The organism is Actinomycetospora sp. 2LY8.5 (assembly GCF_057180585.1).
In genome coordinates, this window is sequence record NZ_JBXUHE010000003.1 from 343,428 (window position 1) to 363,788 (window position 20,361).

Annotated in this window: 20 protein-coding genes and 2 tRNA genes; 10 read left to right on the forward strand and 12 right to left on the reverse strand. The window is 72.2% G+C overall.

Annotated elements, in window-relative coordinates; all coding sequences use genetic code 11:
* Positions 1-11 precede the first annotated feature (11 nt).
* The 3 genes from AC2A1K_RS06015 to AC2A1K_RS06025 are packed head-to-tail and all read right to left on the reverse strand — an operon-like array spanning position 12 to position 3,895.
* The gene (locus AC2A1K_RS06015; RefSeq protein ID WP_483895407.1) at positions 12-1,289 is read right to left on the reverse strand and encodes an MFS transporter; all 1,278 of its coding nucleotides are present in this window, start codon (positions 1,287-1,289) and stop codon (positions 12-14) included.
* Between the two features lie 30 nt (positions 1,290-1,319).
* Positions 1,320-2,498 (reverse strand): CaiB/BaiF CoA transferase family protein, encoded by a 1,179-nt coding sequence (locus AC2A1K_RS06020; protein WP_483895408.1) that lies wholly within the window; start codon positions 2,496-2,498, stop codon positions 1,320-1,322.
* Positions 2,495-3,895 carry an MmgE/PrpD family protein gene (locus tag AC2A1K_RS06025; protein ID WP_483895409.1) on the reverse strand — a complete coding sequence of 467 codons (1,401 nt, stop codon included), beginning with the start codon at positions 3,893-3,895 and terminating at the stop codon, positions 2,495-2,497. Before AC2A1K_RS06025 ends, AC2A1K_RS06020 begins: the two co-directional genes overlap by 4 nt.
* Before the next feature lie 95 nt (positions 3,896-3,990).
* Between AC2A1K_RS06025 and AC2A1K_RS06030 the strand changes: the two genes are divergently transcribed.
* The 6 genes from AC2A1K_RS06030 to AC2A1K_RS06055 are packed head-to-tail and all read left to right on the forward strand — an operon-like array spanning position 3,991 to position 10,529.
* The gene (locus AC2A1K_RS06030) at positions 3,991-4,473 is read left to right on the forward strand and encodes a MaoC family dehydratase (RefSeq protein ID WP_337718509.1); all 483 of its coding nucleotides are present in this window, start codon (positions 3,991-3,993) and stop codon (positions 4,471-4,473) included.
* 3 nt (positions 4,474-4,476) lie between these two features.
* Positions 4,477-6,405: an AMP-binding protein gene (locus tag AC2A1K_RS06035; protein ID WP_483895410.1), complete on the forward strand. Its 1,929-nt coding sequence runs from the start codon at positions 4,477-4,479 to the stop codon at positions 6,403-6,405.
* Positions 6,402-7,565, forward strand: coding sequence for an acyl-CoA dehydrogenase family protein (locus tag AC2A1K_RS06040; protein WP_483895411.1), 1,164 nt, complete (start codon positions 6,402-6,404; stop codon positions 7,563-7,565). The genes AC2A1K_RS06035 and AC2A1K_RS06040 overlap by 4 nt, the downstream gene beginning before the upstream one ends.
* The gene (fabG, locus tag AC2A1K_RS06045) at positions 7,565-8,299 is read left to right on the forward strand and encodes a 3-oxoacyl-ACP reductase FabG (protein WP_483895412.1); all 735 of its coding nucleotides are present in this window, start codon (positions 7,565-7,567) and stop codon (positions 8,297-8,299) included. Before AC2A1K_RS06040 ends, fabG begins: the two co-directional genes overlap by 1 nt.
* Positions 8,296-9,414: a CaiB/BaiF CoA transferase family protein gene (locus tag AC2A1K_RS06050; RefSeq protein WP_483895413.1), complete on the forward strand. Its 1,119-nt coding sequence runs from the start codon at positions 8,296-8,298 to the stop codon at positions 9,412-9,414. Before fabG ends, AC2A1K_RS06050 begins: the two co-directional genes overlap by 4 nt.
* 23 nt (positions 9,415-9,437) lie before the next feature.
* Positions 9,438-10,529 carry an NDMA-dependent alcohol dehydrogenase gene (locus tag AC2A1K_RS06055; RefSeq protein WP_483895414.1) on the forward strand — a complete coding sequence of 364 codons (1,092 nt, stop codon included), beginning with the start codon at positions 9,438-9,440 and terminating at the stop codon, positions 10,527-10,529.
* On the opposite strand, the gene AC2A1K_RS06060 is transcribed toward AC2A1K_RS06055, so the two are convergent.
* Genes AC2A1K_RS06060 through AC2A1K_RS06075 form a run of 4 tightly spaced genes read right to left on the reverse strand, consistent with a single transcriptional unit; the run spans position 10,520 to position 13,635 of the window.
* Entirely contained in the window at positions 10,520-11,398 is an 879-nt protein-coding gene (locus AC2A1K_RS06060) for an alpha/beta fold hydrolase (protein WP_483895415.1), read from the reverse strand. The genes AC2A1K_RS06055 and AC2A1K_RS06060 overlap by 10 nt on opposite strands.
* 4 nt (positions 11,399-11,402) lie before the next feature.
* Positions 11,403-11,774, reverse strand: coding sequence for a DUF2255 family protein (locus AC2A1K_RS06065; protein WP_483895416.1), 372 nt, complete (start codon positions 11,772-11,774; stop codon positions 11,403-11,405).
* Complete coding sequence (locus AC2A1K_RS06070) at positions 11,771-12,700, reverse strand: alpha/beta hydrolase (RefSeq protein WP_483895417.1); 930 nt, start codon at positions 12,698-12,700, stop codon at positions 11,771-11,773. Before AC2A1K_RS06070 ends, AC2A1K_RS06065 begins: the two co-directional genes overlap by 4 nt.
* 5 nt (positions 12,701-12,705) lie before the next feature.
* The gene (locus tag AC2A1K_RS06075) at positions 12,706-13,635 is read right to left on the reverse strand and encodes an alpha/beta hydrolase (protein ID WP_483895418.1); all 930 of its coding nucleotides are present in this window, start codon (positions 13,633-13,635) and stop codon (positions 12,706-12,708) included.
* A 138-nt stretch (positions 13,636-13,773) separates the two neighbouring features.
* On the opposite strand from AC2A1K_RS06075, the gene AC2A1K_RS06080 reads away from it, so the two are divergent.
* From AC2A1K_RS06080 to AC2A1K_RS06090, 3 genes are read left to right on the forward strand one after another with little or no spacing between them, the layout of a single operon-like run.
* Positions 13,774-15,228 (forward strand): aldehyde dehydrogenase, encoded by a 1,455-nt coding sequence (locus AC2A1K_RS06080; RefSeq protein WP_483895419.1) that lies wholly within the window; start codon positions 13,774-13,776, stop codon positions 15,226-15,228.
* A gap of 11 nt (positions 15,229-15,239) precedes the next feature.
* Positions 15,240-15,773, forward strand: coding sequence for a cupin domain-containing protein (locus tag AC2A1K_RS06085; protein WP_460383684.1), 534 nt, complete (start codon positions 15,240-15,242; stop codon positions 15,771-15,773).
* Complete coding sequence (locus tag AC2A1K_RS06090; RefSeq protein WP_460383682.1) at positions 15,770-16,840, forward strand: zinc-dependent alcohol dehydrogenase family protein; 1,071 nt, start codon at positions 15,770-15,772, stop codon at positions 16,838-16,840. Before AC2A1K_RS06085 ends, AC2A1K_RS06090 begins: the two co-directional genes overlap by 4 nt.
* 218 nt (positions 16,841-17,058) lie before the next feature.
* Here AC2A1K_RS06090 and AC2A1K_RS06095 read toward each other — a convergent pair.
* Together AC2A1K_RS06095 and AC2A1K_RS06100 are read right to left on the reverse strand one after the other, a co-directional pair.
* Positions 17,059-17,131: transfer RNA gene (locus AC2A1K_RS06095), tRNA-Lys, on the reverse strand.
* A 64-nt stretch (positions 17,132-17,195) separates the two neighbouring features.
* Positions 17,196-17,268, reverse strand: a tRNA-His gene (locus AC2A1K_RS06100).
* Positions 17,269-17,509: 241 nt separating this feature from the next.
* Here AC2A1K_RS06100 and AC2A1K_RS06105 point away from each other — a divergent pair.
* Positions 17,510-17,659 carry a hypothetical protein gene (locus AC2A1K_RS06105; protein ID WP_483895420.1) on the forward strand — a complete coding sequence of 50 codons (150 nt, stop codon included), beginning with the start codon at positions 17,510-17,512 and terminating at the stop codon, positions 17,657-17,659.
* Positions 17,660-17,684: 25 nt separating this feature from the next.
* Here the strand turns inward: AC2A1K_RS06105 and orn are convergent, their stop codons facing one another.
* From orn to AC2A1K_RS06120, 3 genes are read right to left on the reverse strand one after another with little or no spacing between them, the layout of a single operon-like run.
* Positions 17,685-18,359: an oligoribonuclease gene (gene orn, locus AC2A1K_RS06110; protein ID WP_483895421.1), complete on the reverse strand. Its 675-nt coding sequence runs from the start codon at positions 18,357-18,359 to the stop codon at positions 17,685-17,687.
* Between the two features lie 10 nt (positions 18,360-18,369).
* On the reverse strand, positions 18,370-19,845 hold the full coding sequence (locus tag AC2A1K_RS06115) for a PH domain-containing protein (RefSeq protein ID WP_483895422.1): 1,476 nt from the start codon (positions 19,843-19,845) through the stop codon (positions 18,370-18,372).
* Positions 19,842-20,348, reverse strand: coding sequence for a PH domain-containing protein (locus tag AC2A1K_RS06120; protein WP_483895423.1), 507 nt, complete (start codon positions 20,346-20,348; stop codon positions 19,842-19,844). Before AC2A1K_RS06120 ends, AC2A1K_RS06115 begins: the two co-directional genes overlap by 4 nt.
* Positions 20,349-20,361 lie beyond the last annotated feature (13 nt).

A 20,361-nucleotide genomic window follows, 5' to 3' on the forward strand; every position in this document is an offset into this window, starting at 1 on the left:
CGCGGTCGTGGTCAGGGCGTGCGGTGTCGCGGGGACGGGAGGCGCAGCAGCACCGCCGTCGTCACCGCCGCGACGGCCAGGGGCACGACCGCGGCGAGGTAGAGCGCGTTCGGTGACATGACGGCCAGCGCGTACCCGGCGATCACCGGCGCGACGATGGCGCCGACCCGCCCGACGCCCAGCATCACGCCGTAGCCCTTGGCCCGGGCGAGCACGGGGTAGGCGATCGGCACCAGGGCCGTGTAACCGACCATCGAGGCGAACACGCCGAGGCCGAGCAGGCCGGCGAAGATGTACGACGCGCCGCCGGGCAGCAGGACGGAGAACCCCAGCAGGGACACGATCGACAGGCCGAGCAACCACGCCGTGACCGTGGTGGCGGCGAAGCGGAGCCCGAGCAGCGCGAAGCACACCGCCCCGGCGAGTGTCCCCACGCTGACGACGATCCCGGTCGTGGCGCCGCTGCCCGCGTCCCGTGTCGCGTCGGTGATGAGCTGCGGGGTCCAGGTCCCCACGAAGTAGTACGCCGCCGAGAGCATCCCGTAGCCGGTGGCGAGCAGCAGCGTGCGCGCGCGCAAGAGGGTACCGAGCAGGTGGGGGACAACGTCGGCGTCCTCCGCGCCCTCACTCTCTCGCGCGGCGGCCTCCGCCTGGGTGCCGTCGCGGTCGGCGAGGAACGCCTCGGACTCCGGAACCGCGGCGACGGCGACGACCAACCCCAGCACGGCCAGCGCGGCGCCCAGCCAGAACAACGACTGCCACGCGCCCCCGGACAGGCTCAGCGCCCACGCGCCGCCGAAGCCGGCGACCGTGCTCCCGAGTGGGAAGCCGATCATCACGATCCCGGTCGAGGAGTTCTTCCGGGAGTCCGGGGACGCTTCCTGGGCGATCACGACGATGACGACGCTGATCGTGCCGACGGCCAGCCCGGTGACGAAACGCGAGGCCATGAGCAGCTCGAGGTTCGGCGAGAGCGCGGAGAGCGACAGCCCGGCGATGTTGACCGCGAGACCGGCGAGAACGGTGGCCCGGCGACCGATCCGGTCCGCGAGGCGGGCCAGCACGATGGCGCCGACCCCCATGCCGACCAACGCGGAGCTGATGAGCAGGCCCTTCTCGCCGGGACTCGCGAAGCCTGGTGGGAGGTGCGGGACGGCGAAGCCGACGATGAACAGGTCGTAGCCGTCGGTCATGTTCAGGAACATGCAGAGGACGACGACGCCGAGCCCCTGCGCGGTCATGCGGGTGGGGGCGCTGGTCCTCGCCGCCCGCGACGTGGGTGCGTTCACGGACGTGACACCTTCTCGTGGGGGAGGGGATCAGGATTCGGCGCCGAGCACGCCGGTGGCGATCAGCTTCTCGACCTGCTCGTCGTCGTAGACCTCGCCAGCGATCTCGCGGGTGTGCTGGCCGATCCGCGGGGTCGGGCGGCCGCGGTCGGGGCGGGCGCCGTCGAACCGCCACGGCGGGCGCAGCAGCGTCGTGTCGTTGCTGCCGGGCTCGAACAGCTCCAGCCACTCGGTCTGTGGGTGCGCGACGTAGGAGGCCATGGTCTGCACCGGGGCGAACGGGACGTCGAAGCGGGTCAGGCGCTCCTCCCACTCGTCCAGCGACCGCCGGGCGAACTCGGCCTCGACGATCGGGACGAGCTCGAAGTAGTTCGCCTCGCGGTGCCGGTACGGGGTGAACCGCGGGTCCCGGGTGAGCTCCGGGCGCTCCATGGCCGCGCAGAGGTTGCGCCAGAACTTCTCCGAGGACGACAGGTGGACCGCGATGTTCTCGCCGGACGCCGTGGGCGCGCAGAAGTTCTGGGCCTGCGGGTGCCGGGTCGTGCGGCTGGGATCCGCGCCGGTGTCGACGTACTGGCTCAGGGCGTCGGTCGTCAGGACGCTCACGGCCTCGTACAGCGACGTGTCGACCCGGACGCCCGCGCCGGTGGCGCCGCGTCCGACGAGCGCGGCGAGGATGCCGGCCGCGCTGGTCAGCCCGGTGATGACGTCGGCGAAGATCGTGCCGGAGAGCTGTGCCTGACCGGGCTCGCCGAGCAGCGAGTAGATGCCGCCGTAGGCCTGCCCGATGGTGTCGTACGCCGGGCGGTCCCGCAGGGGTCCGCCGTCGCCGAAGCCGTTGACCGACGCGAACACCAGGTCGGGTGCCAGTGCGGTGCACACGTCGGGCCCCAGCCCCAGCGCGGCGAGCTTGCCCGGCCGCATGTTCTCGAACAGGACGTCGGTCGTCGGGAGGAGCTCCTTGACGAGCTCGAGACCCTCGGGGGTCTTGAGGTCGACGGCGAGGCTGCGCTTGCCGGCGTTGACCTGCGCGAAGTAGGGGCTGCGGTCGTTGTCCTTGCGGCGGAAGTCGTCGCCCGCGGTCGACTCCACCTTGATGACGTCGGCGCCGAGCGCGCTGAGCAGCGCGCCGCCCATGGGCATCGAGATGTAGCCGCCGACCTCCAGGACGCGGATGCCGGCCAGCGGCTTCTGCGGGACGCGGCTCACCGGACCACCAGCTGGTCGGCGAGGAGGGAGACCGGGGCGTCGAGGTCGCCGCCGGTGATGGTCGCGAGCAGCTCCTCGCTGCGCTCGGTCCCGAGCCGCCCCACCGTCAGGTCCCGGAACTTCGCGTCGAGGTCCGCCCGAGAGATCGGGTTCTCGGCCGTGCCCGCCGAGTCCTCGACGAACAGGTGGGTGCGCGTGCCGTCGGTGAAGCCCACGTCGATGTCGGCGACCCACTTGCCGGGATAGCCGGCGTCGAGCTCGGGGTCGGGCGTGATCCGGACCCGGCGGGCGAGCTGGGCGACCTCGCTGTCGTCGGTGAGCTTCAGCCGACCCTCGAGGTAGTCGTGGTGGGTCGTGAAGCCGTTGCCGTGACCGGTCGCCGCCAGGGCGAACTGGAAGGGCAGGCTGTACTGCAGGCTCTCGATGGAGTGCGGGGCGTAGGCGTTCGCGTTCCGGTTGCCGACGACGACGTCGCCGCCGGACTGGATGCGCAGCTCGACGCCGTCGATCTCCACGGCCCGGTCGGTGAGCGTCCGCGCCCCGTCCACGAAGCCGTGGCAGCAGCCGCAGCAGCAGTACGGCTTGATCCAGACCTTCGTGATCTCGAAGGGCCGGTCGGGCGCGAACCGGGCGGCGGCGTCGGCCGCGATCTCCCGGCCCTTGTAGACCGGGAAGAAGCCCTTGGAGCCGGTCAGGTAGGCCCGCGGGCCGGTGATCCCGGCGGCGGCCATCTCGGCCGCGCGGATCCCGTTGCGGGTGCCGATCCCGGCGTGCAACCGCTTCACCGACCCGCCCGACGAGGTGTACTCGGTCGTGCCCGCGCAGTGGCTCATCGCGATGGCGAGGGCGTGCGTGGTCTGCTCGACGTCGTAGCCCCGCATGGCCGCGACGACCGCGGCCGCACCGAAGGGCGACAGCAGGGCGTGCGGGTGGAACCCGCGTTCGAGCAGGTCCGGCGCGGCCAGCACGCCGATGCGGGTGTACGCCTCGTAGCCGGCGACGATGCCGAGGAGGACCTCGCGCAGCGAGGCGCCGTCCTCTTCGCCGATCGCCAGCGCGGTCGACACCACGCAGCTGCCGGGGTGACTCGAGCTGGCGCGGTGCGCGTCGTCGTACTCGAAGCTGTGCCCGAGCGTGGCGTTGACGAACGCCGCGTCGCCCGCGCCCATGACGTCGCCGCTGACGACCACGCGCGAGCTCCCCGGGGTGTGGTTCCCCCGCGCCAGGTCGACCACGGCGCGGCTCCACGGGAGCGCCTCGCACCCGACCTGCAGCCCGAGCTGGTCCTGCATGAGGCGTCGTGCGCCGTCGAGCACCGCGGGGGAGAGCACGTCCGCGTCGAGGGTCGCGACGAGGTGCGCGAGAGCGGCCTCCACGGGTGGGGTCTCGTCGGTCATCGGGGTGTCCCTCGCTTCCGTCGTCCCTGGCGTGCCCTACGAAGATAATATATTGTGCATCTCGTTGGAACCCGTTCGACGAAGGAGCGCGAGCCATGCCCGGTCTGTACTTCGAGGAGCTCGAGCCCGGTCTCGTGGTCGACCACCCGACGCGCCGGACGGTCACCGAGATGGACAACGTGCTCTTCTCGAGCCTGACGCTCAACCTCGCGCCCCTGCACCTCGACGAGGAGTACAGCAAGGGGTCGATCTACGGTCAGCGGCTGGTGAACAGCCTGTTCATCCTCGGCCTCGTCTCGGGTATCACCGTTCCGGAGACGACCCAGGGCACGACGCTGGGCAACCTCGGTTTCGGTGAGGTCAAGTTCCCGAAGCCGGTCTTCCACGGCGACACCGTCCACGTGCGGACCGAGATCGTGGATCGGCGCGAGTCCAAGAGCCGACCCGACTCGGGGATCGTCACCTTCCGCCACCTCGGGATCAACCAGCGCGACGAGATCGTCTGTGACGCGACCCGGATGGGCCTGATGCAGAAGCGCTCGGCGGCCGAGCAGCAGACCGCCGGCGCGCAGGCCTGAACCATGGTCAACACCGAGCCCGCGTGGGTTCCTACCGCCGCGCAGCGGGAGCGCAGCCGCCTGCTCGACGCCGTGGCACGGTACGGCTACGACGACCTCGACGACCTGCACCGGACGTCGGTCACCGATCCCGAACGCTACTGGCGCGAGGTCGTCGACGACCTCGACATCGCCTTCTCCGAGCCGTTCGACCGGGTGCTCGACGAGTCCGAGGGCAAGCCCTTCCCGCGCTGGTTCCCCGGCGGCCGGATCAACGTGGCCCACCTCTGCGCCGGCCGCCACGTCGACGGTCCCTCGGGCGGCAAGGAGGCGGTCGTCTACGAGGGCGATGCCGGCCAGCGACGCAGCCTGACCTACGCCGAGCTCGACGGCGAGGTCCGGCGGTGCGCGGCGAACCTCGCCGCGCTCGGGGTCGCCCGCGGTGACCGTGTGGTGCTCTACCTGCCCGTCGTGCCCGAGGCCACGGTGGCCTTCCTGGCGATCGCCTACCTCGGGGCAGTGTCGGTACCCGCGTTCACCGGCTACGGGCCCGACGCGCTCGGGACCCGGCTGCGGGAGTCCGGTGCCGTCGCCCTGGTCACCGCCGACGCCACGACCCGCCGCGGTAAGCGCGTCCCGCTCAAGGAGATCGCCGACGCCGCGGCCGCAGCAGCGCCGGAGCTGCGCCACGTCGTGGTGGTCCGCCATCTCGGCGACGACGTCGCCATGCATCCCGGCCGCGACGTCCCCTGGGACGAGATGCCCGCGTCGCCTGCGCCGGTCGCGATGGCCGACACCGGGTCGAACGATCCGCTCTGCATCGTCTACACCTCGGGCACGACCGGTCTGCCCAAGGGCATCGTCCACTCCCACGCCGGGTTCGCGGTCAAGACGGCGGTCGACTTCGCCTACGGGTTCGACGTCCGCGGCGACGACGTCGTGGCCTGGATCGCCGACCTCGGCTGGCTGGTCGGGCCCATGCTCATCGTCGGGCCGCTGCAGCTCGGCGCGACGGTGGTGTTCACCGAAGGGGTGCCCACCCACCCGCGACCGACCCGGATGTGGGAGATCGTCGAGCGCAACGGCGTCACGGTGCAGGGCATCGCCCCGACCGCGGCACGGGCGATCCTCGCCGCGGACGGCGCGCCCAGGACCGACCTCGCGACCCTGAGGGCGTTCGTCTCCACAGGCGAGGCCTGGGACGAACCGACGTGGCACTGGCTGTTCGGCACGGTCGGCCGCTCACGCCGTCCGATCATCAACTTCTCCGGCGGCACCGAGGTCGGCGGCGGAATGCTCATCAGCTACCCGTTCCTGCCGATGGACGCGGCGACCTTCACCGCCGCGCTGCCGGGGGTCGATGCCGCGGTGGTCGACACCGACGGCCGGCCCGTGATCGACGAGGTGGGGGAGCTCGTCGTCCGCACCACCTTCCCCGGGATGACCCACGCCTTCTGGGGCGACCGCGAGCGCTACCTCGCCACCTACTGGGATCGCTGGGACGGCATCTGGCAGCACGGCGACCTCGCGAGCGTCGATCACGAGAGCGTGTGGCGAATCCACGGCCGCTCCGACGACACCATCAAGGTCTCGGGGCGGCGCGTGGGCCCGGCCGAGATCGAGGCCGCCCTGCTGGTCGATCCGCGGATCGCCGAGGCCGCGGCCATCGGGGTGCCCGACGACGCGCGCGGTCAGCGGGTCGTCGCCTTCGTCGTGCTGCGAGGCGACACCACCGATCAGGACGACGTGGCCGCCACGGCCGTGACGAACGTCGGTCGCTCGTTCGCCCCCGCGCTGCACGTCGTCCGCGGCCTGCCCAAGACCACCAACGGCAAGATCATGCGCCGCGCCATCCGCGCCCGGCACCTGGGCACGCCGCCCGGCGACCTCTCCTCGCTGGACGCCTCGACGTCCCTCGACGACATCCCGACCCTGGAGGAGGCAACATCGTGAGCGCCACCGATGAGGGCGACCTCGAGCTCATCCGCAAGACCGTCCGCGAGCTCTCCCGCAAGTACGACTGGGAGTACTGGCGGGAGAAGGACAAGAAGCACGAGTACCCGTGGGAGTTCGTCAAGGCGTTCGCCGACGGTGGGTGGCTCGGCGCGATGATCCCGGAGGAGTACGGCGGGATCGGGCTCGGGCTCACCGAGGCCGGGGTGATGATGCAGGAGATCGCCGGCTCCGGCGCCGGGATGAGCGGCGGCTCGGCGATCCACTTCTACGTCTTCCCGCCCGCGCCGATCGTGCGGCACGGCTCTGAGGAGATGAAGCAGCGCGTGCTGCCGAAGATCGCCTCCGGTGAGCTGCTCATGGCCTTCGGGGTCACCGAGCCGACCGCGGGGGTCGACACCTCGCGGATCACGACGAAGGCCACGAAGATCGACGGCGGCTGGGTGATCAACGGGCAGAAGGTCTGGATCACCAACGCGCAGAACGCCCACAAGATCCTGCTCCTGGCGCGCACCTCTCCGCGCACCGAGGAGAAGCCGTTGCACGGCATGACGCTGTTCTATGCGGACATGGACCGCTTGAAGATCACGATCCGCGAGATCGACAAGCTCGGCCGGGCCGCGATCGACTCGAACGAGCTGTTCATCGACGGCCTCGAGGTCGCCGACGCCGACGTCGTCGGTGAGGTCGACAAAGGCTTCTACTACCTGGTCGACGGGCTCAACCCGGAGCGCACCGTCGTCGGGCTCGAAGGCGTCGGCCTGGGCCGTGCCGCGCTCGACCTGGCGAGCCAGTACGCCAAGGACCGTCGGGTGTTCGACCGGCCCATCGGCCAGAACCAGGCCGTCGCCCACCCGCTCGCCGACTCCTGGATCCGCCTGGAGGCCGCCGAGATGGTCGCGATGAACGCGGCCCGGCTCTTCGACGAGAACAAGGCGTGCGGGCCGGAGTCCGCCGCGGCGAAGTTCCTCGGCGCCGAGGCCGGTTTCGAGGCCTGCGACCGGGCCCTGTCGACCTTCGGCGGCTACGCCTACGCGAAGGAGTACCACGTGGAGCGGCTGTGGCGGGAGGTCCGGCTGCTGCGCAACGCCCCGTTCTCCCAGGAGATGGTGCTGAACTACGTGTCGAACCAGGTCCTCAAGCTGCCGCGGGCCTACTGATGGGACTCCTCGACGGTCAGGTCGCCGTCGTCACGGGTGCCGCACAGGGCATCGGCCTGGCCATCGCCGCCGCCATCGTCGAAGCCGGCGGGCGCGTGCTCGTGGCCGACCTGGACGCCGGCGCGGCAAAGGAGGCGGCAGACTCGCTCGGCGACGGGGCCGACGCGACCGCCTGCGACGTCACGTCCGAGGCCGACCAGGCAGCAATGGTCGACGTGGCCCTGGAGCGCTTCGGGCGCCTCGACCTGCTCGTGAACAACGCCGGCGTCACCCGGGACGGCTACATCGCCAAGCTCGCCGAGTCCGACTTCGATCTGGTGGTGGACACCAGCCTCAAGGGAGCATGGCTGGGCACCCGCGCCGTGGCGCCGCTGTTCCGGCGCCAGCAGGGGGGTGCGATCGTGAACATCTCGTCGCTGTCGGGGAAGGTCGGCAACCCCGGCCAGACCAACTACAGCGCGGCCAAGGCCGGGCTGGTCGGGCTGACCAAGGCCGCGGCCAAGGAGCTCGGCCCGTCCGGGGCGCGGGTCAACGCCGTCCAGCCCGGTCTGATCCGCACCGCGATGACCGAGGCGATGAAGCCGGCGATCTTCGCGGCCAAGGAGGCCGAGGTGCCGCTCGGGCGCGCCGGGACGCCGGAGGAGGTCGCCGGCACGGTGGTCTACCTCGCCTCGCCGCTGGCCTCCTACGTCACCGGCGCGGTGATCGAGGTGACCGGAGGACGCGGCCTGTGACGGGACCACTCGCCGGGGTGCGCGTCGTCGCCCTGCACGGCATGGGGCCGACGCCGTTCGCCTGCATGCTGCTCGCCGACCTCGGGGCCGACGTCGTCCGCGTCGTCCGTCCCCCGAACCGACGCACCCGCGCGCTCACCCAGACCGACGGGATGGCCCCGGAGCACGACCTCGCCAACCGCGGTGTCACGTCCACGGCCGTCGACCTCAAGTCGCCCGACGGCGTCGAAGGGGTCCGCTGCCTCGTGGACGCCGCCGACGTGTTCGTCGAGGGCTACCGGCCGGGTGTGGCGGAGCGCCTGGGGCTGGGGCCCGACGAGCTGCGCCGACGGTGTCCGGCGCTGGTGTACGCGCGGCTCACCGGCTACGGCCAGTCCGGCCCCCTGGCCCACCAGGCCGGCCACGACATCAACTACCTCGCCCAGTCCGGGGCGCTGCACGCGATGGCCCGGCGGGGCGAGGCACCGACCCCGCCGATCAACCTGCTCGGTGACTACGCCGGCGGCGGACTCATGGCGGCCTTCGGCATCGTCTCGGCCGTCCTCGCCGCCCGGGCGACCGGGCAGGGCCAGGTCCTGGACGCCGCGATGCTCGACGGGGTCGCCGTCCTGACCACCAAGATCCAGGGGCTGCGCGCCGCGGGCCTCTACTCCGACGAGCCCGGGACGAACGACCTCGACTCCGGGGCGCCGTTCTACGACACCTACCGGTGCGCCGACGGCCGCTACGTGGCGGTCGGGGCCCTCGAGCCGGACTTCTACGCCGAGTTCGTCAAGGGCCTCGGCGTGGACACCGACGGGTGGCCCGAACAGGAGGACCGCGCGGCGTGGCCGCGGCTGCGGCTGCTCGTCGCCGACGCCCTGGCGACGCGGACCCGTGACGAGTGGGCGGCGGTCTACGCCGGGACCGACGCGTGCGTGAGCCCCGTGCTGACCTTCGACGAGGCGGCCGGGCACCCGCACAACGCCGAGCGCGAGGTCTTCCGCGACGTCGACGGCGTCCCGCACCCGATGCCCGCGCCCCGCTTCGACACGACCGGGTGCAGGGCACCGACCGCGCCGTCCCCGGCCACTGTCGAGCTCGCCGACCTCCTGCGCGCGTGGGCCCTGTGCTGACACGCGGAGCGGTGATCCGGCGGGTGCCCGGGGAACTGGAGGTGGTCGACCTCGAGCTCGACGCCACGCGCCGCGACGAGGTCCAGGTGCGGATGGTCGCCTCGGGCCTCTGCCACTCCGACGACCACCACGTCACCGGTGACCTGCCGGTCGGGACCTACCCGTTCGCCCTCGGGCACGAGGGAGCCGGGGTCGTCACCGAGGTCTTCGACAACGACAAGGGCATCCGCGAAGGAGACCACGTCGTCTTCTCCGCGATCCCGTCGTGCGGGCACTGCCGCTTCTGCTCCACCGGACGGCAGAACCTCTGCGACCTCGCCAAGGGCATCCTTGCCGGCCCGCGCTGGACCGACGGCTCCTACCGGTTGCACCAGGTCGAGGACGGCAGACCGGTCGGGCAGATGTGCGGCATCTCGACGTTCACCGCGACCACCACGGTCTCGCTGGCGTCGGTCGTGAAGATCGACGACGACATCCCGCTGGAGAAGGCCTGCCTGATCGGCTGCGCGGTCAGCACGGGGTGGGGCTCGGCGGTCAACTCCGCCGACGTGCGGCCCGGCGACACGGTGATCGTCATGGGTGTGGGCGGCATCGGGGCGAGCGCGATCCAGGGTGCGGCGCACGGGGGAGCGGGAACGATCATCGCCGTCGACCCCGTTGCCCTGAAGCGGGAGAAGGCGCTCGAGTTCGGCGCGACGCACACCGCCGCGTCGATCGAGGAGGCCACCGACCTTGCGAAGCAGGGCACGAACGGCCAGGGCGCCGACGCCGCGATCATCACCGTCGGGGTACTGGAGCCCGAACACATCGGTCAGGCGCTCGCGGCGATCCGCCGGGCGGGGACCGTGGTGGTGACGGCCGTCGGGCAGCACGCGGTCAGCCAGACCCCGCTGGAGCTCTTCGACCTCACCCTGTCGCAGAAGTGCATCCAAGGGTCGCTGTTCGGGTCGACCAACGGCGGTTGGGACGTGCCGCGCCTGCTCGGCCTGTACCGCGCGGGGAAGCTGAAGCTCGACGAGATGGTCACCCGCACCTACGCGCTCGACGACATCGCCCAGGGGTACCGGGACCTGCACGCCGGGCTCAACGTCCGCGGGGTCGTCGTCTACGACTGATCCGCCGTGCCTTGGAGGAATGCCCGAAGGCCGGTGGTGAAGACGTCGTTGTCGTCGCCGGTGACCATGTGCCCCGCGCCGTCGACGTCGATCTGCTCGGCGTGCGGGATCAGCTCTCGCAGCTCGGCCGCCGCCTCCGGGCTCACGACCTCCGACTGCACGCCGCGGACGAGCAGCGTGGGGACGGTGACGCGGGCCGCGGCCGCGCACGCCCGCTCGGGGTCGGCGCGGCCGGGCCGTTCGGGCGTGGGCGCGTCACCGGCGACGAAGCGCGGGTCCCAGTGCCAGAACCAGCGCCCGTCGCGCCACCGGAGGTTGCGCCGCAGACCGTCGGGACGTGCCGGGCGCGGGCGGGACGGGTCGTAGGCGGCGATCGCGTCGGCCGCCTCTTCCAGCGTCGCGAAGCCGTCGAGGCCGCTGCGCATGAAGTCGAGAATCCGGTCCACGCCGGTCCGGTCGACGCGCGGCGTCACGTCGACCAGCACGAGCCCGGCGGCCAGGCTCGGGCCCTCGCCCTCGGCGAGGAGCGCGGTCCGTCCGCCCAGCGAGGCCCCGACCAGGACCGGCCGGACCCCGAGCGCCGCGACGACGGCGCGCAGGTCGTCGGCGAGCACGCCGAGCCCGTAGTCGCCGTCGGGGGCCCAGTCGCTGTCGCCGTGACCCCGCGCGTCGACGGCCACGGTCGTCCAGCCGCCGGCGGCGAGCGCCCGGCCGGCGCGCCGCCACGAGTGCCGTGTCTGCCCGCCGCCGTGCAGGAACAGCACGGTGCCCCGCGGCGCGCCGGGCGGGTTCCACCGCGTGGCGGCCAGGTCGATCCCGGCCACGCCCTCGACGCGCAGCTCGTCGACCGTGCGGACGTCCGCGCTCACCGCCTCACCCCTGGACGAGGCGGGTGGTCGAGCCCGTCGCGGGGTCGTCGAGCATCGGTCGCAGCGCGCCGGGCTGGCCGGCGTACTTGGACCGGTAGGCCTCGCCGACCTGTTCCCGGACCGCCTCGTCGGCGACCGGCTCGAGCGTCACGTCGGTCTCGACCCCGCCCGCGCGGACCCGGGCCACGCCACGGGACATGGCGCGACGGAACCAGCCGCCCTCGCTCCCGTACGCCGACCGGATGTAGAGGTCGTCGCTGACCCGGACCACCCAGATCGGGGTCCAGCGCCGCACCGATCCGTCGTCGCGGTAGCTGGTGATCTGCAGCTCCTCGGAGGACGCGAGACGCGCGAGGTCCTCGTCCGCCCAGCTCACAGGTGCTTGCCGAAGAACGGGACCAGCTCGCGGAGTGCCCGCGACGTCGGTTCGGGCCGGTCGTACAGGTCGTAGTGCGAGAAGCCCTCGAGGACGACGAGCTGCTTGTCCTCCGAACGGGCCCGCCGGTAGATCTCCAGCCCGTCCCGGTAGGCGCCGAACGCGCCCGGCTTGTCGCCGACCACGACCATGAGTGGCCGGGTCAGCAGCACCTCCGCGCGGTGGAACGCGTCCCACGCGATGGCCGTGGTCTGGTGGGAGAACACCGCGCTGGTCGCGCCGTGGGGCCGGCGCCCGCGGTCGGTCTTGTAGTAGTCGGTGGCCTCCACGACATCGATCTCGGTGACGCCGGCGTCGGACGCGGCCTGCGGCGAGGCCGGCAGCAGGTCGTCGACCCGCCGCTCCTCCCCGCGCGCCTCGGCGGTCCGCTGGGTGGCCATGGCGTCGAGGGCGGCGACGGGGTCGTAGCCGGAGAACGACTCGTGCATGAGCCGGCCGAGGTTCACCCCGGTCACGCTGCCGACGGCCCTGATGCGGCGGTCGGTCATCGTGGCGTTGATCGAGTACCCGCCGCCGCCGCAGACGCCGAGCGCACCGATGCGGTCGGCGTCGACGTAGGGCAACGTCACGAGGTGGTCGATGACGTGGCTGATGTCCTTGACGCGGATCGTCGGGTCCTCGACGAACCGCGGTTCCCCGCCGCTCGCGCCCTGGTAGCTGGCGTCGAAGGCGATGACCACGTAGCCCTCGTCGGCCAGCGCCGTGCCGTAGACCGTGCCCGCCGTCTGCTCCTTGCAGCTGCCGATCGGATGCGTGGCGACGATTGCGGGGTAGCTCCGCGAGGCGTCGAAGCCGGGTGGGAGGTGGACGTCGGCGGCGATCTCCCCGACCGGGCCGGGAAACGTCGCGGTCTCGACCGTGCTCATGGGTGTCACTCTCCTGCGTTCTGCGGTGCGAGGTGCTCGGTGAAGAACGGGGTCGCCTCGGCCACCGCGCGGTCGACGTACTTCGGGACGTCGTAGAAGTCCATGTGCGTTCCGCCGTCGACGATCACGAGCTTCTTCTCGCCGCGCAGGCGGGCGTGCAGCTCGGTGGTGTGCCACAACGACCCCGCGTCGGACCCGGCGACCATGAGCACGGGCTGGGTCAGCAGATCCTCGACGAGATAGAACCCGTCCCACGCCATGATCTTCGGAATGCTCTTGGTCGCCAGGTAGGTGTTCTTCGCATTCGGGTGCTGTGCGCGCGGCGTCAGGTAGTACTCGCTGGCCTGGACCATGTCGTACGGAGTGTTCTCGTCCGGCTCCGCGGGGACGTACGCGCTGGTGGCGACCTCGGCGCCGTGGGCGCACTCGGCGGTGCGCTGCTGGGCGATCGCGTCGAGGGCAGGGACGGCCGCGGTCGCGGGGTCGGCACCGAACCAGCCCTGCCGCCACGCCGTGCCGATGTTCAGGGCGCTCACGGTCGCGAGGGCCTTGACGCGGTGGTCGGTCATGGTGGCGTTCGCGCCGTAGGCGCCCCCGGCGCAGACGCCCAGGACGCCGATGCGTTCGGGGTCGACGTCGTCACGGGACTGCAGGTAGTCCACCGCCGCGCGGACGTCCTCCACCCGGGCGGCGGGGTCCTCCAGGAAGTGCGGTTCGCCGCCCGACTCGCCCTGGTAGGAGGCGTCGAACGCCAGGGTCACGAACCCCTGCGCAGCCATCTTCTCCGCGTAGAGGCCGGCCGTCTGCTCCTTGACCCCACCTCCGGGGTGGACGGTGACGAGCGCCGGGTACCGGTGTCCGTGCTCGTACGCGTCCGGCCGGAACAGGTTGCCGGCCATCGTGATCGGTCCGTTGGCGAACGTGACGGCGTCCACGGCTGGTCACTCCTCGATGTCGTCTGACGTGGGTCGTGCACGGAGTTCCACGGAGCCGGGACCTCCATGCCTAGACGCAAAGTATTTTATACGATACGTTGCCGTCAGTGGTTCGGGTCACAGCGAAGGGATGAGCCGGTGCAGGATTACTCGACGTTCTTCATCGGGGGACGGTGGGTCGAGCCGCAGGGGAGCGACCTGCTCGCGGTCACCTCGCCGTTCACCGGTGAGGTGATCGCGCGCGTGCCGGCGGCGTCCGCCGCGGACGTCGACGACGCCGTCGCGGCCGCCCGGCGGGCGTTCGATCTCGGGGACTGGCCACGCCGCACGGTGGACGAGCGGGCCGAGGTTCTCGGTCGTCTCAGTGAGCTCCTCGGCAAGCGCGCCGACGAGATCGCCGGCCTCGTGACGAGCGAGATGGGCTGCCCGATCACGCTGTCGCGCTCGATGCAGGCCGCCGGGCCGAAGGTGCTCCTCGACAGCTTCCTCGAGCTCGCGCCGGACTACCCCTGGCGCTCCGAGCGCGAGGCCGTCACCGGCCGCGCGCTCGTGCTGCGCGAGGCCGTCGGCGTCGTGGCCGCGGTCGTGCCCTGGAACGCGCCGCTGCTCATCTCGGTCATGAAGCTCGCCCCGGCCCTGCTGGCGGGGTGCACCGTCGTGCTCAAGCCGGCCCCGGAGACCCCGCTCGACGCCTACCTCCTCGCCGAGCTGCTGGCCGAGGCCGGGCTGCCCGAGGGGGTCGTCAACGTCGTCCCGGCCGACCGCGAGGTCAGCGAGCACCTCGTGACGCACCCGGGGGTCGACAAGGTGGCGTTCACGGGCTCGACCGCCGCCGGGCGCCGCATCGCCTCGCTCTGCGGGCACGACCTCAAGCGCGTGACGCTCGAACTCGGCGGCAAGTCGGCCGCAGTGCTGCTCGACGACGCCGACGTCGCCGCCGCGGCGGAGTCGCTGCGCATCGGCTCCTTCCGCAACAGCGGCCAGGTGTGCAGCCTCAAGACCCGCGTCGTCGTGCCGCGGTCGCGCCAGGACGAGTTCCTCGACGCCTTCGGGGCGGTCGTGGCGAGCATGCCCGTCGGCGACCCGATGGACCCGGCCACCCAGATCGGCCCGATGGTGAGCGAGCGCCAGCGCACCCGCGTCGAGGGCTACATCGCAGCAGGTCGTGACCAGGGTGCACGGCTCGTGACCGGCGGCGGGCGGCCCGCCGGACTCGACGACGGGTTCTTCGTCGAGCCCACGATCTTCGCCGACGTCGCCACGGAGATGACGATCTCCCAGGAAGAGATCTTCGGGCCCGTGGTCTCGGTCCTGGCCTACGACGACGAGGACCAGGCCGTCGCGATCGCGAACGACTCCAGCTACGGGCTCAACGGGTCGGTGTTCACCGCCGACCCCGGCCGCGGCGTCGCCGTCGCGTCCCGCCTGCGCACCGGCACCGTCGAGGTCAACGGCAGCCCGGTGGGCTTCCACGCGCCCATCGGCGGCTTCAAGTCCAGCGGGATCGGCCGGGAGGCCGGTCCCGAAGGGTTCGACGCGTACGTCGAGCTCAAGTCCGTGGGTCTCCCGCGAGACCTGATCCTGAGCAGCTGAAGGAGACCGACATGGCAGGCAAGCACCTCGAAGCCCAGGCGCGCGTCGTCGTCTCGGGACTCGACGAGAGCGGGAAGTCGACCATCGTCAGTGACGGGAACACCGCCACCCGGATCGCCGCCCCCGGGTTCACGGTGATGGACACCTGGCAGGTCGACGCGGTCCCCGCCGAGGTCGCCGCGGCGTCCACACTCGGCGAGAACCCGGTCATCGACCCGCCCAAGAGCGGCCTGGTCGTCCGGCTGGCGAGCTTCCCGCCCGACAGCGAGTTCGACGCGGCCGCCTACGCCGCCTCCCTGGACGACTTCGGTGGTGGCGACTCCCACGGCGGTGCCGAGGACGGCGCGGCCGGGGTGTGGCACGAGACGGACACCGTCGACGTCGTGACCGTCATCAAGGGCGAGCTCTACGCCGTGATGGAGACGGGCGAGACGCTGCTGCGCGAGGGCGACACGTTCGTGACCCGCGGGGTGAAGCACATCTGGAGCAACCGCACCGACGAGCCGGTCCTGATCGTCGCGACCATGATGGCGGGCACCCGATGAGGGGCGTCGTCTTCGCCGGCGACAAGCAGCTGGAGGTCATGGACTTCCCCGACCCGAAGCCGGGCCCGGACGACGTCGTGATCGACATCAAGGCGTCGGGCCTGTGCGGCAGCGATCTGAAGTTCTACCGCGACCCGCCCGGTGCCGCGCTGAAGGCGCTGGGCTTCAAGAGCTTCGACGAGCGCGGGGTCGAGGGCGTGCCGTCGATCATCGCCGGCCACGAGCCGTGCGGTGTCGTCGCCGAGGTCGGTGCGGATGTCGACCCGCGCGCCTTCAAGGTCGGCGACCGTGTCATGCAGTTCCACTACGACGGCTGCGGGCACTGCGACCTGTGCCGCAGCGGCTGGACGCAGATGTGCCCGCAGGGCGCGACGATCTACGGAGCCACCGCGCACGGCGGCCACGCGCACCACATGCTCGCCCCGGCCCGCACCCTCGTGCACCTGCCCGAGGCGATCAGCTTCTCGGCCGGCGCGGCCATCGCCTGCGGGACCGGCACGGCCTACGGCGCGCTGCGCCGCACCGAGGTCACGGCCGCCGACACCGTGGCCGTGTTCGGGATCGGGCCGATCGGCCAGTCGTGTGTGCAGTTCGCGACGGCGATGGGCGCGACGGTCATCGCCGTCGACGTCGCCGACGCCAAGCTGGAGCGGGCCGGCGAGTTCGGCGCCCACCACGTGGTGAACTCCGCGCAGACCGACGCCGTCGCGGCGATCAAGGAGCTGACCGGCGGCCGTGGGGCCACCGTGTCGATCGAGTGCTCCGGCGCGCCGCCCGCCCGGGCGGCGGCGGTGCGGTGCCTCGCCGTGTGGGGCCGCTCCGCGATGGTCGGCCTCGGCGGCGAGCTCACCCTCGACGTCGCCCCCGACATCGTGATCAAGCAGATCACGATCTACGGCACGTACACGTTCTCCAACGTCGGGCTCGCGGAGTGCGCCCGGTTCGTCGCCGACCACGGCATCGACGTCGACAAGCTCTTCACCGACCGCTGGAGCATCGACCAGGCCGACGAGGCCTACCGCGTGTTCGACAAGCAGGAACGGGGCAAGGCCGTCATCGAGTTCTGAGGGGCACACGACGTATCGGCGGCTCCGCATCGGACTCGCGGTGGCCCCTGAGTGCACGTGAGAGTTCGCCCCTGCGGGCGCCTCTGGGGCTGTTCAAGATCGCGGACGCCTTCCGGTGGATGATCTCCACGAGCGGTGATCGGCCGAGTAGGCGGGCCCCGACAGTAATGGCGTCACCTTCGAAGATCGCTCCGCGGAGCCGTGACCTGCGGAAAGAGTGCGCCGTCAGGGACTCGAACCCCGAACCCAGTGATTAAGAGTCACTTGCTCTGCCCATTGAGCTAACGGCGCGTGATCGGAAACCATAGCAAAGCTCCGGAACCGATCGGACAGCGGGTTGCCCCTCTGTCGTCCGGGTGAGTGACGGGACTTGAACCCGCGACACCTGGGATCACAACCCAGTGCTCTGCCAACTGAGCTACACCCACCATGGCAACTCCCCGGGCCTCCCCGGTGAGCCGTCGACAAGCCTACAAGCCGGTCGCGAGCCGGTTGCGACCGGGCGTCTCACCCGCTGGGGATGTGGTGCGCCGGCCGGGCCGCGCTCATCGCCGGCCAGAGTCTCTACCGCACCGGCATGAGCAAGGTCGGCTCCCCGGGCGCGGACCCGACGATCCCCGAGCTCATCAAGCCGCTGGGCCACGTCACGAGGTCCAGATACGGCGCGGGGTGCTGCACCACTGGGCGACCGACGCCGACGACGACACGGCCGAGGCCACGTACGGGCGGGTCGGCGAGCAGCGGATCGAGGACACCGGGTCGCCGACCGAGAAGCGCGTGGAGACCGGCGACGCCGAGCTCACGGCGGCGTCCTCGTGAGCGACGTGTACGACGTGCTGCGCGATCAGCCCGCGGGCGGGGGCGCCTGACCGCCGGCGGGGCCTGTCTCGGTGGCCTGCGCCGCGACGACGCCCGCGCGATCGTCGGCGATCACCGACGCCGCCGCGTTCTGGGCCTCGTCGCTGGTCGGGCCCGGCATCGGCACGAACGCCGTGCGCCGGTAGTACTCGAGCTCGCGGATCGACTCGCGGACGTCGGCGAGCGCGCGGTGCGCGAGGCCCTTCTCCGGCTGCGCGTAGTAGATGCGCGGGTACCAGCGCCGGCACAGCTCCTTGATCGAGCTGACGTCGACCATGCGGTAGTGCAGGTAGCCGTCGAGCTCGGGCATGTCGCGGGCGATGAAGCCGCGGTCGGTGGCGATCGAGTTGCCGCACAGCGGAGCCGAGCGGCTCTCGGGGACGTGCTCGCGGACGTAGTCGAGCACCAGCTTCTCGGCCTCGGCCATCGTCACCGTCGAGCGGCGGACCTCGTCGGTCAGGCCCGACTTGGCGTGCATGTCGCGCACGACGTCCGGCATGTTGTCGAGGGACTCGTCGGGCGCGTGGATGACGACGTCCACCCCTTCGCCGAACGGGACGAGGTCCGCGTCGGTCACCAGGGCAGCGATCTCGATCAGCGCGTCGTTCCGCAGATCGAGGCCGGTCATCTCGCAGTCGATCCACACCAGCCGTGCACTCACGCACCCGACCTTAACGGCGAACCAACGAACGGGCGCTCCGACCGTCGATCACGAACGGCCGCAACAGCCCCGGGGTGACGTCGTCGACGAGCTCGAGCGCGCGGGCGACGTCGACGTCGAGCACCTCGTAGCGGCCGCGACCGGCGGCGGTGACCGCGTGCAGCGTCACCAGCCCCGCGCGCCGTTGCGTCAGCGTCTGTTCGAGGCGCCACCCGATCACCCCGCCCCGGCGCAGCACCACGGTCCGGCGCACCCACGCGCCCTGCCGGGAGACGAGGTGCGCGCCGGTGAGCGCGTGGCCCAGCGAGCGGACCCGGTCGAGCGCGAGCAGCGCGGCGCCGACGAGCAGGATCGTGATGACGAGCCCGTCGGCCGGCGCCTGGGGCAGCGCGACCAGGACGGCGGCGACGACGAGCACCGGTCCGAGTGCGCGGGTGATGCGGCGCCGCACCGCGGCGCGCGGGTGGCGCACGAGCGGCGTGCGGGTGGCGTCGTCCTCGCCGACCCCCAGCACGCCCGCGGCCACCCGATGCGCCTCGCGGCGGGGCATGGCGGGCCCGACCGCGCCGACGTGCTCGCCGGAGCCGTCGGAGTGCAGGCCCGTGGTCAGGGCGAGCGGGCGCGCGCCGCGTCCCAGGCGCAGCAGCAGCGGCTCGTCGAGCTCGACACCGCGCACGCGCCGTCCTTCCAGCGAGAGCGTGCGGCGGGTGAACAGCCCGCGGCGCACGACGAGCCCGCCGTCGCCGGCTCGCGTGAGCCGGTAGCCCCACCAGCCCTCCACGAACACGACGGCCGCGCCGAGGACGGCGGTGACGATCAGGGCCGCGGCACCGAGCCAGATCGGCGCGCGCCCGGCGGTCTCCTCGAAGACCTGCCGGCCCGGACGCAGCGAGAACTCCTCGGCCAGGCGCAGCAGGCCGAACCACACCGCGCCGACCACGGCGAGCGCCGAGAACGTCAGCGGCGCGAACCGTACCCAGGACCAGCGCAGACGCGCCAGCACGGGGGCCTCGGGCGCGCCGGGCACCGCTTCGCCGAGCAGCAGCGCCCGCAGGTGTTCGGCCTCCCCGCGCCCGACGGCGTCGAGGGTCAGCTCGGCGTCGTCGCCGCCCTCGCGACGGCCCGTGCCGACCCGCACGACCGCGAGGCCGAAGAGGCGGTGCGCCGGGTTGGCGGTGAGGTCGGCGGTGCGGATGCGGTCGCGGTGCACGGAGTGGTGGTGGCGGCGCAGCAGGCCGGTGCGCAGCTCGACGCGGTCGGCGCCGATGCGGTAGGTCGTCGTGAACCAGCGCGAGACCCCGAACGCGAGCACCGCGACGGCGAGCGCGAGCCCGCCCCAGAGCCGCCACCGGTCGTCGGCCGACCCGCCCGTGATCGCGATGACGAGCAGTACCGGCACCAGCTTCGCCAGGTCGACCACGGGGTGGACGACGAGCATGCGGCGGTCGAGGCGCTGCCAGTCGGGGCCGGTCACGCTGCTGCTCACGTCGCGTCCCCGCCGAGGTGCTCGGTGGCGCGGGTGAGCCGGTCGGCGAGGGCGACGGCGTCGTCGGCCGCGAGCCCGTCGATCGTCAGCGCACCGGACGAGGACGCCGTCGTGACCGTCACCGACGACAGTCCGAACGCGCGCTGCAGCGGCCCGCGGTCGGTGTCGACGGTCTGGACGCGCGAGATCGGGGCGATGCGCCACTCCAGGCGCAGCCAACCGGTCAGCGTGTGGACGGCGTCGTCGGTGACCTCCCAGCGGTGCAGCGCGAAGCGCATCCGCGGCACGACGATCAGATGGGCGACGCTGACCACGACCGTCAGGACGCCCGTGACCAGCATCAGCTGCGTGAAGTCGGGGAAGAACCCGGCGACCGCGACCTGGGGGACGAGCGCCACGAGCGTGCCCAGCGCCGAGCGCAGCGCCCACCAGTGCTTCGCGCGCGGGCTCACGCGGTGCGCCGGCGTGCGCAGGCGGGGTTCGCCCGTCTCCGGCGTCGTCACCCGACCAGTCTGC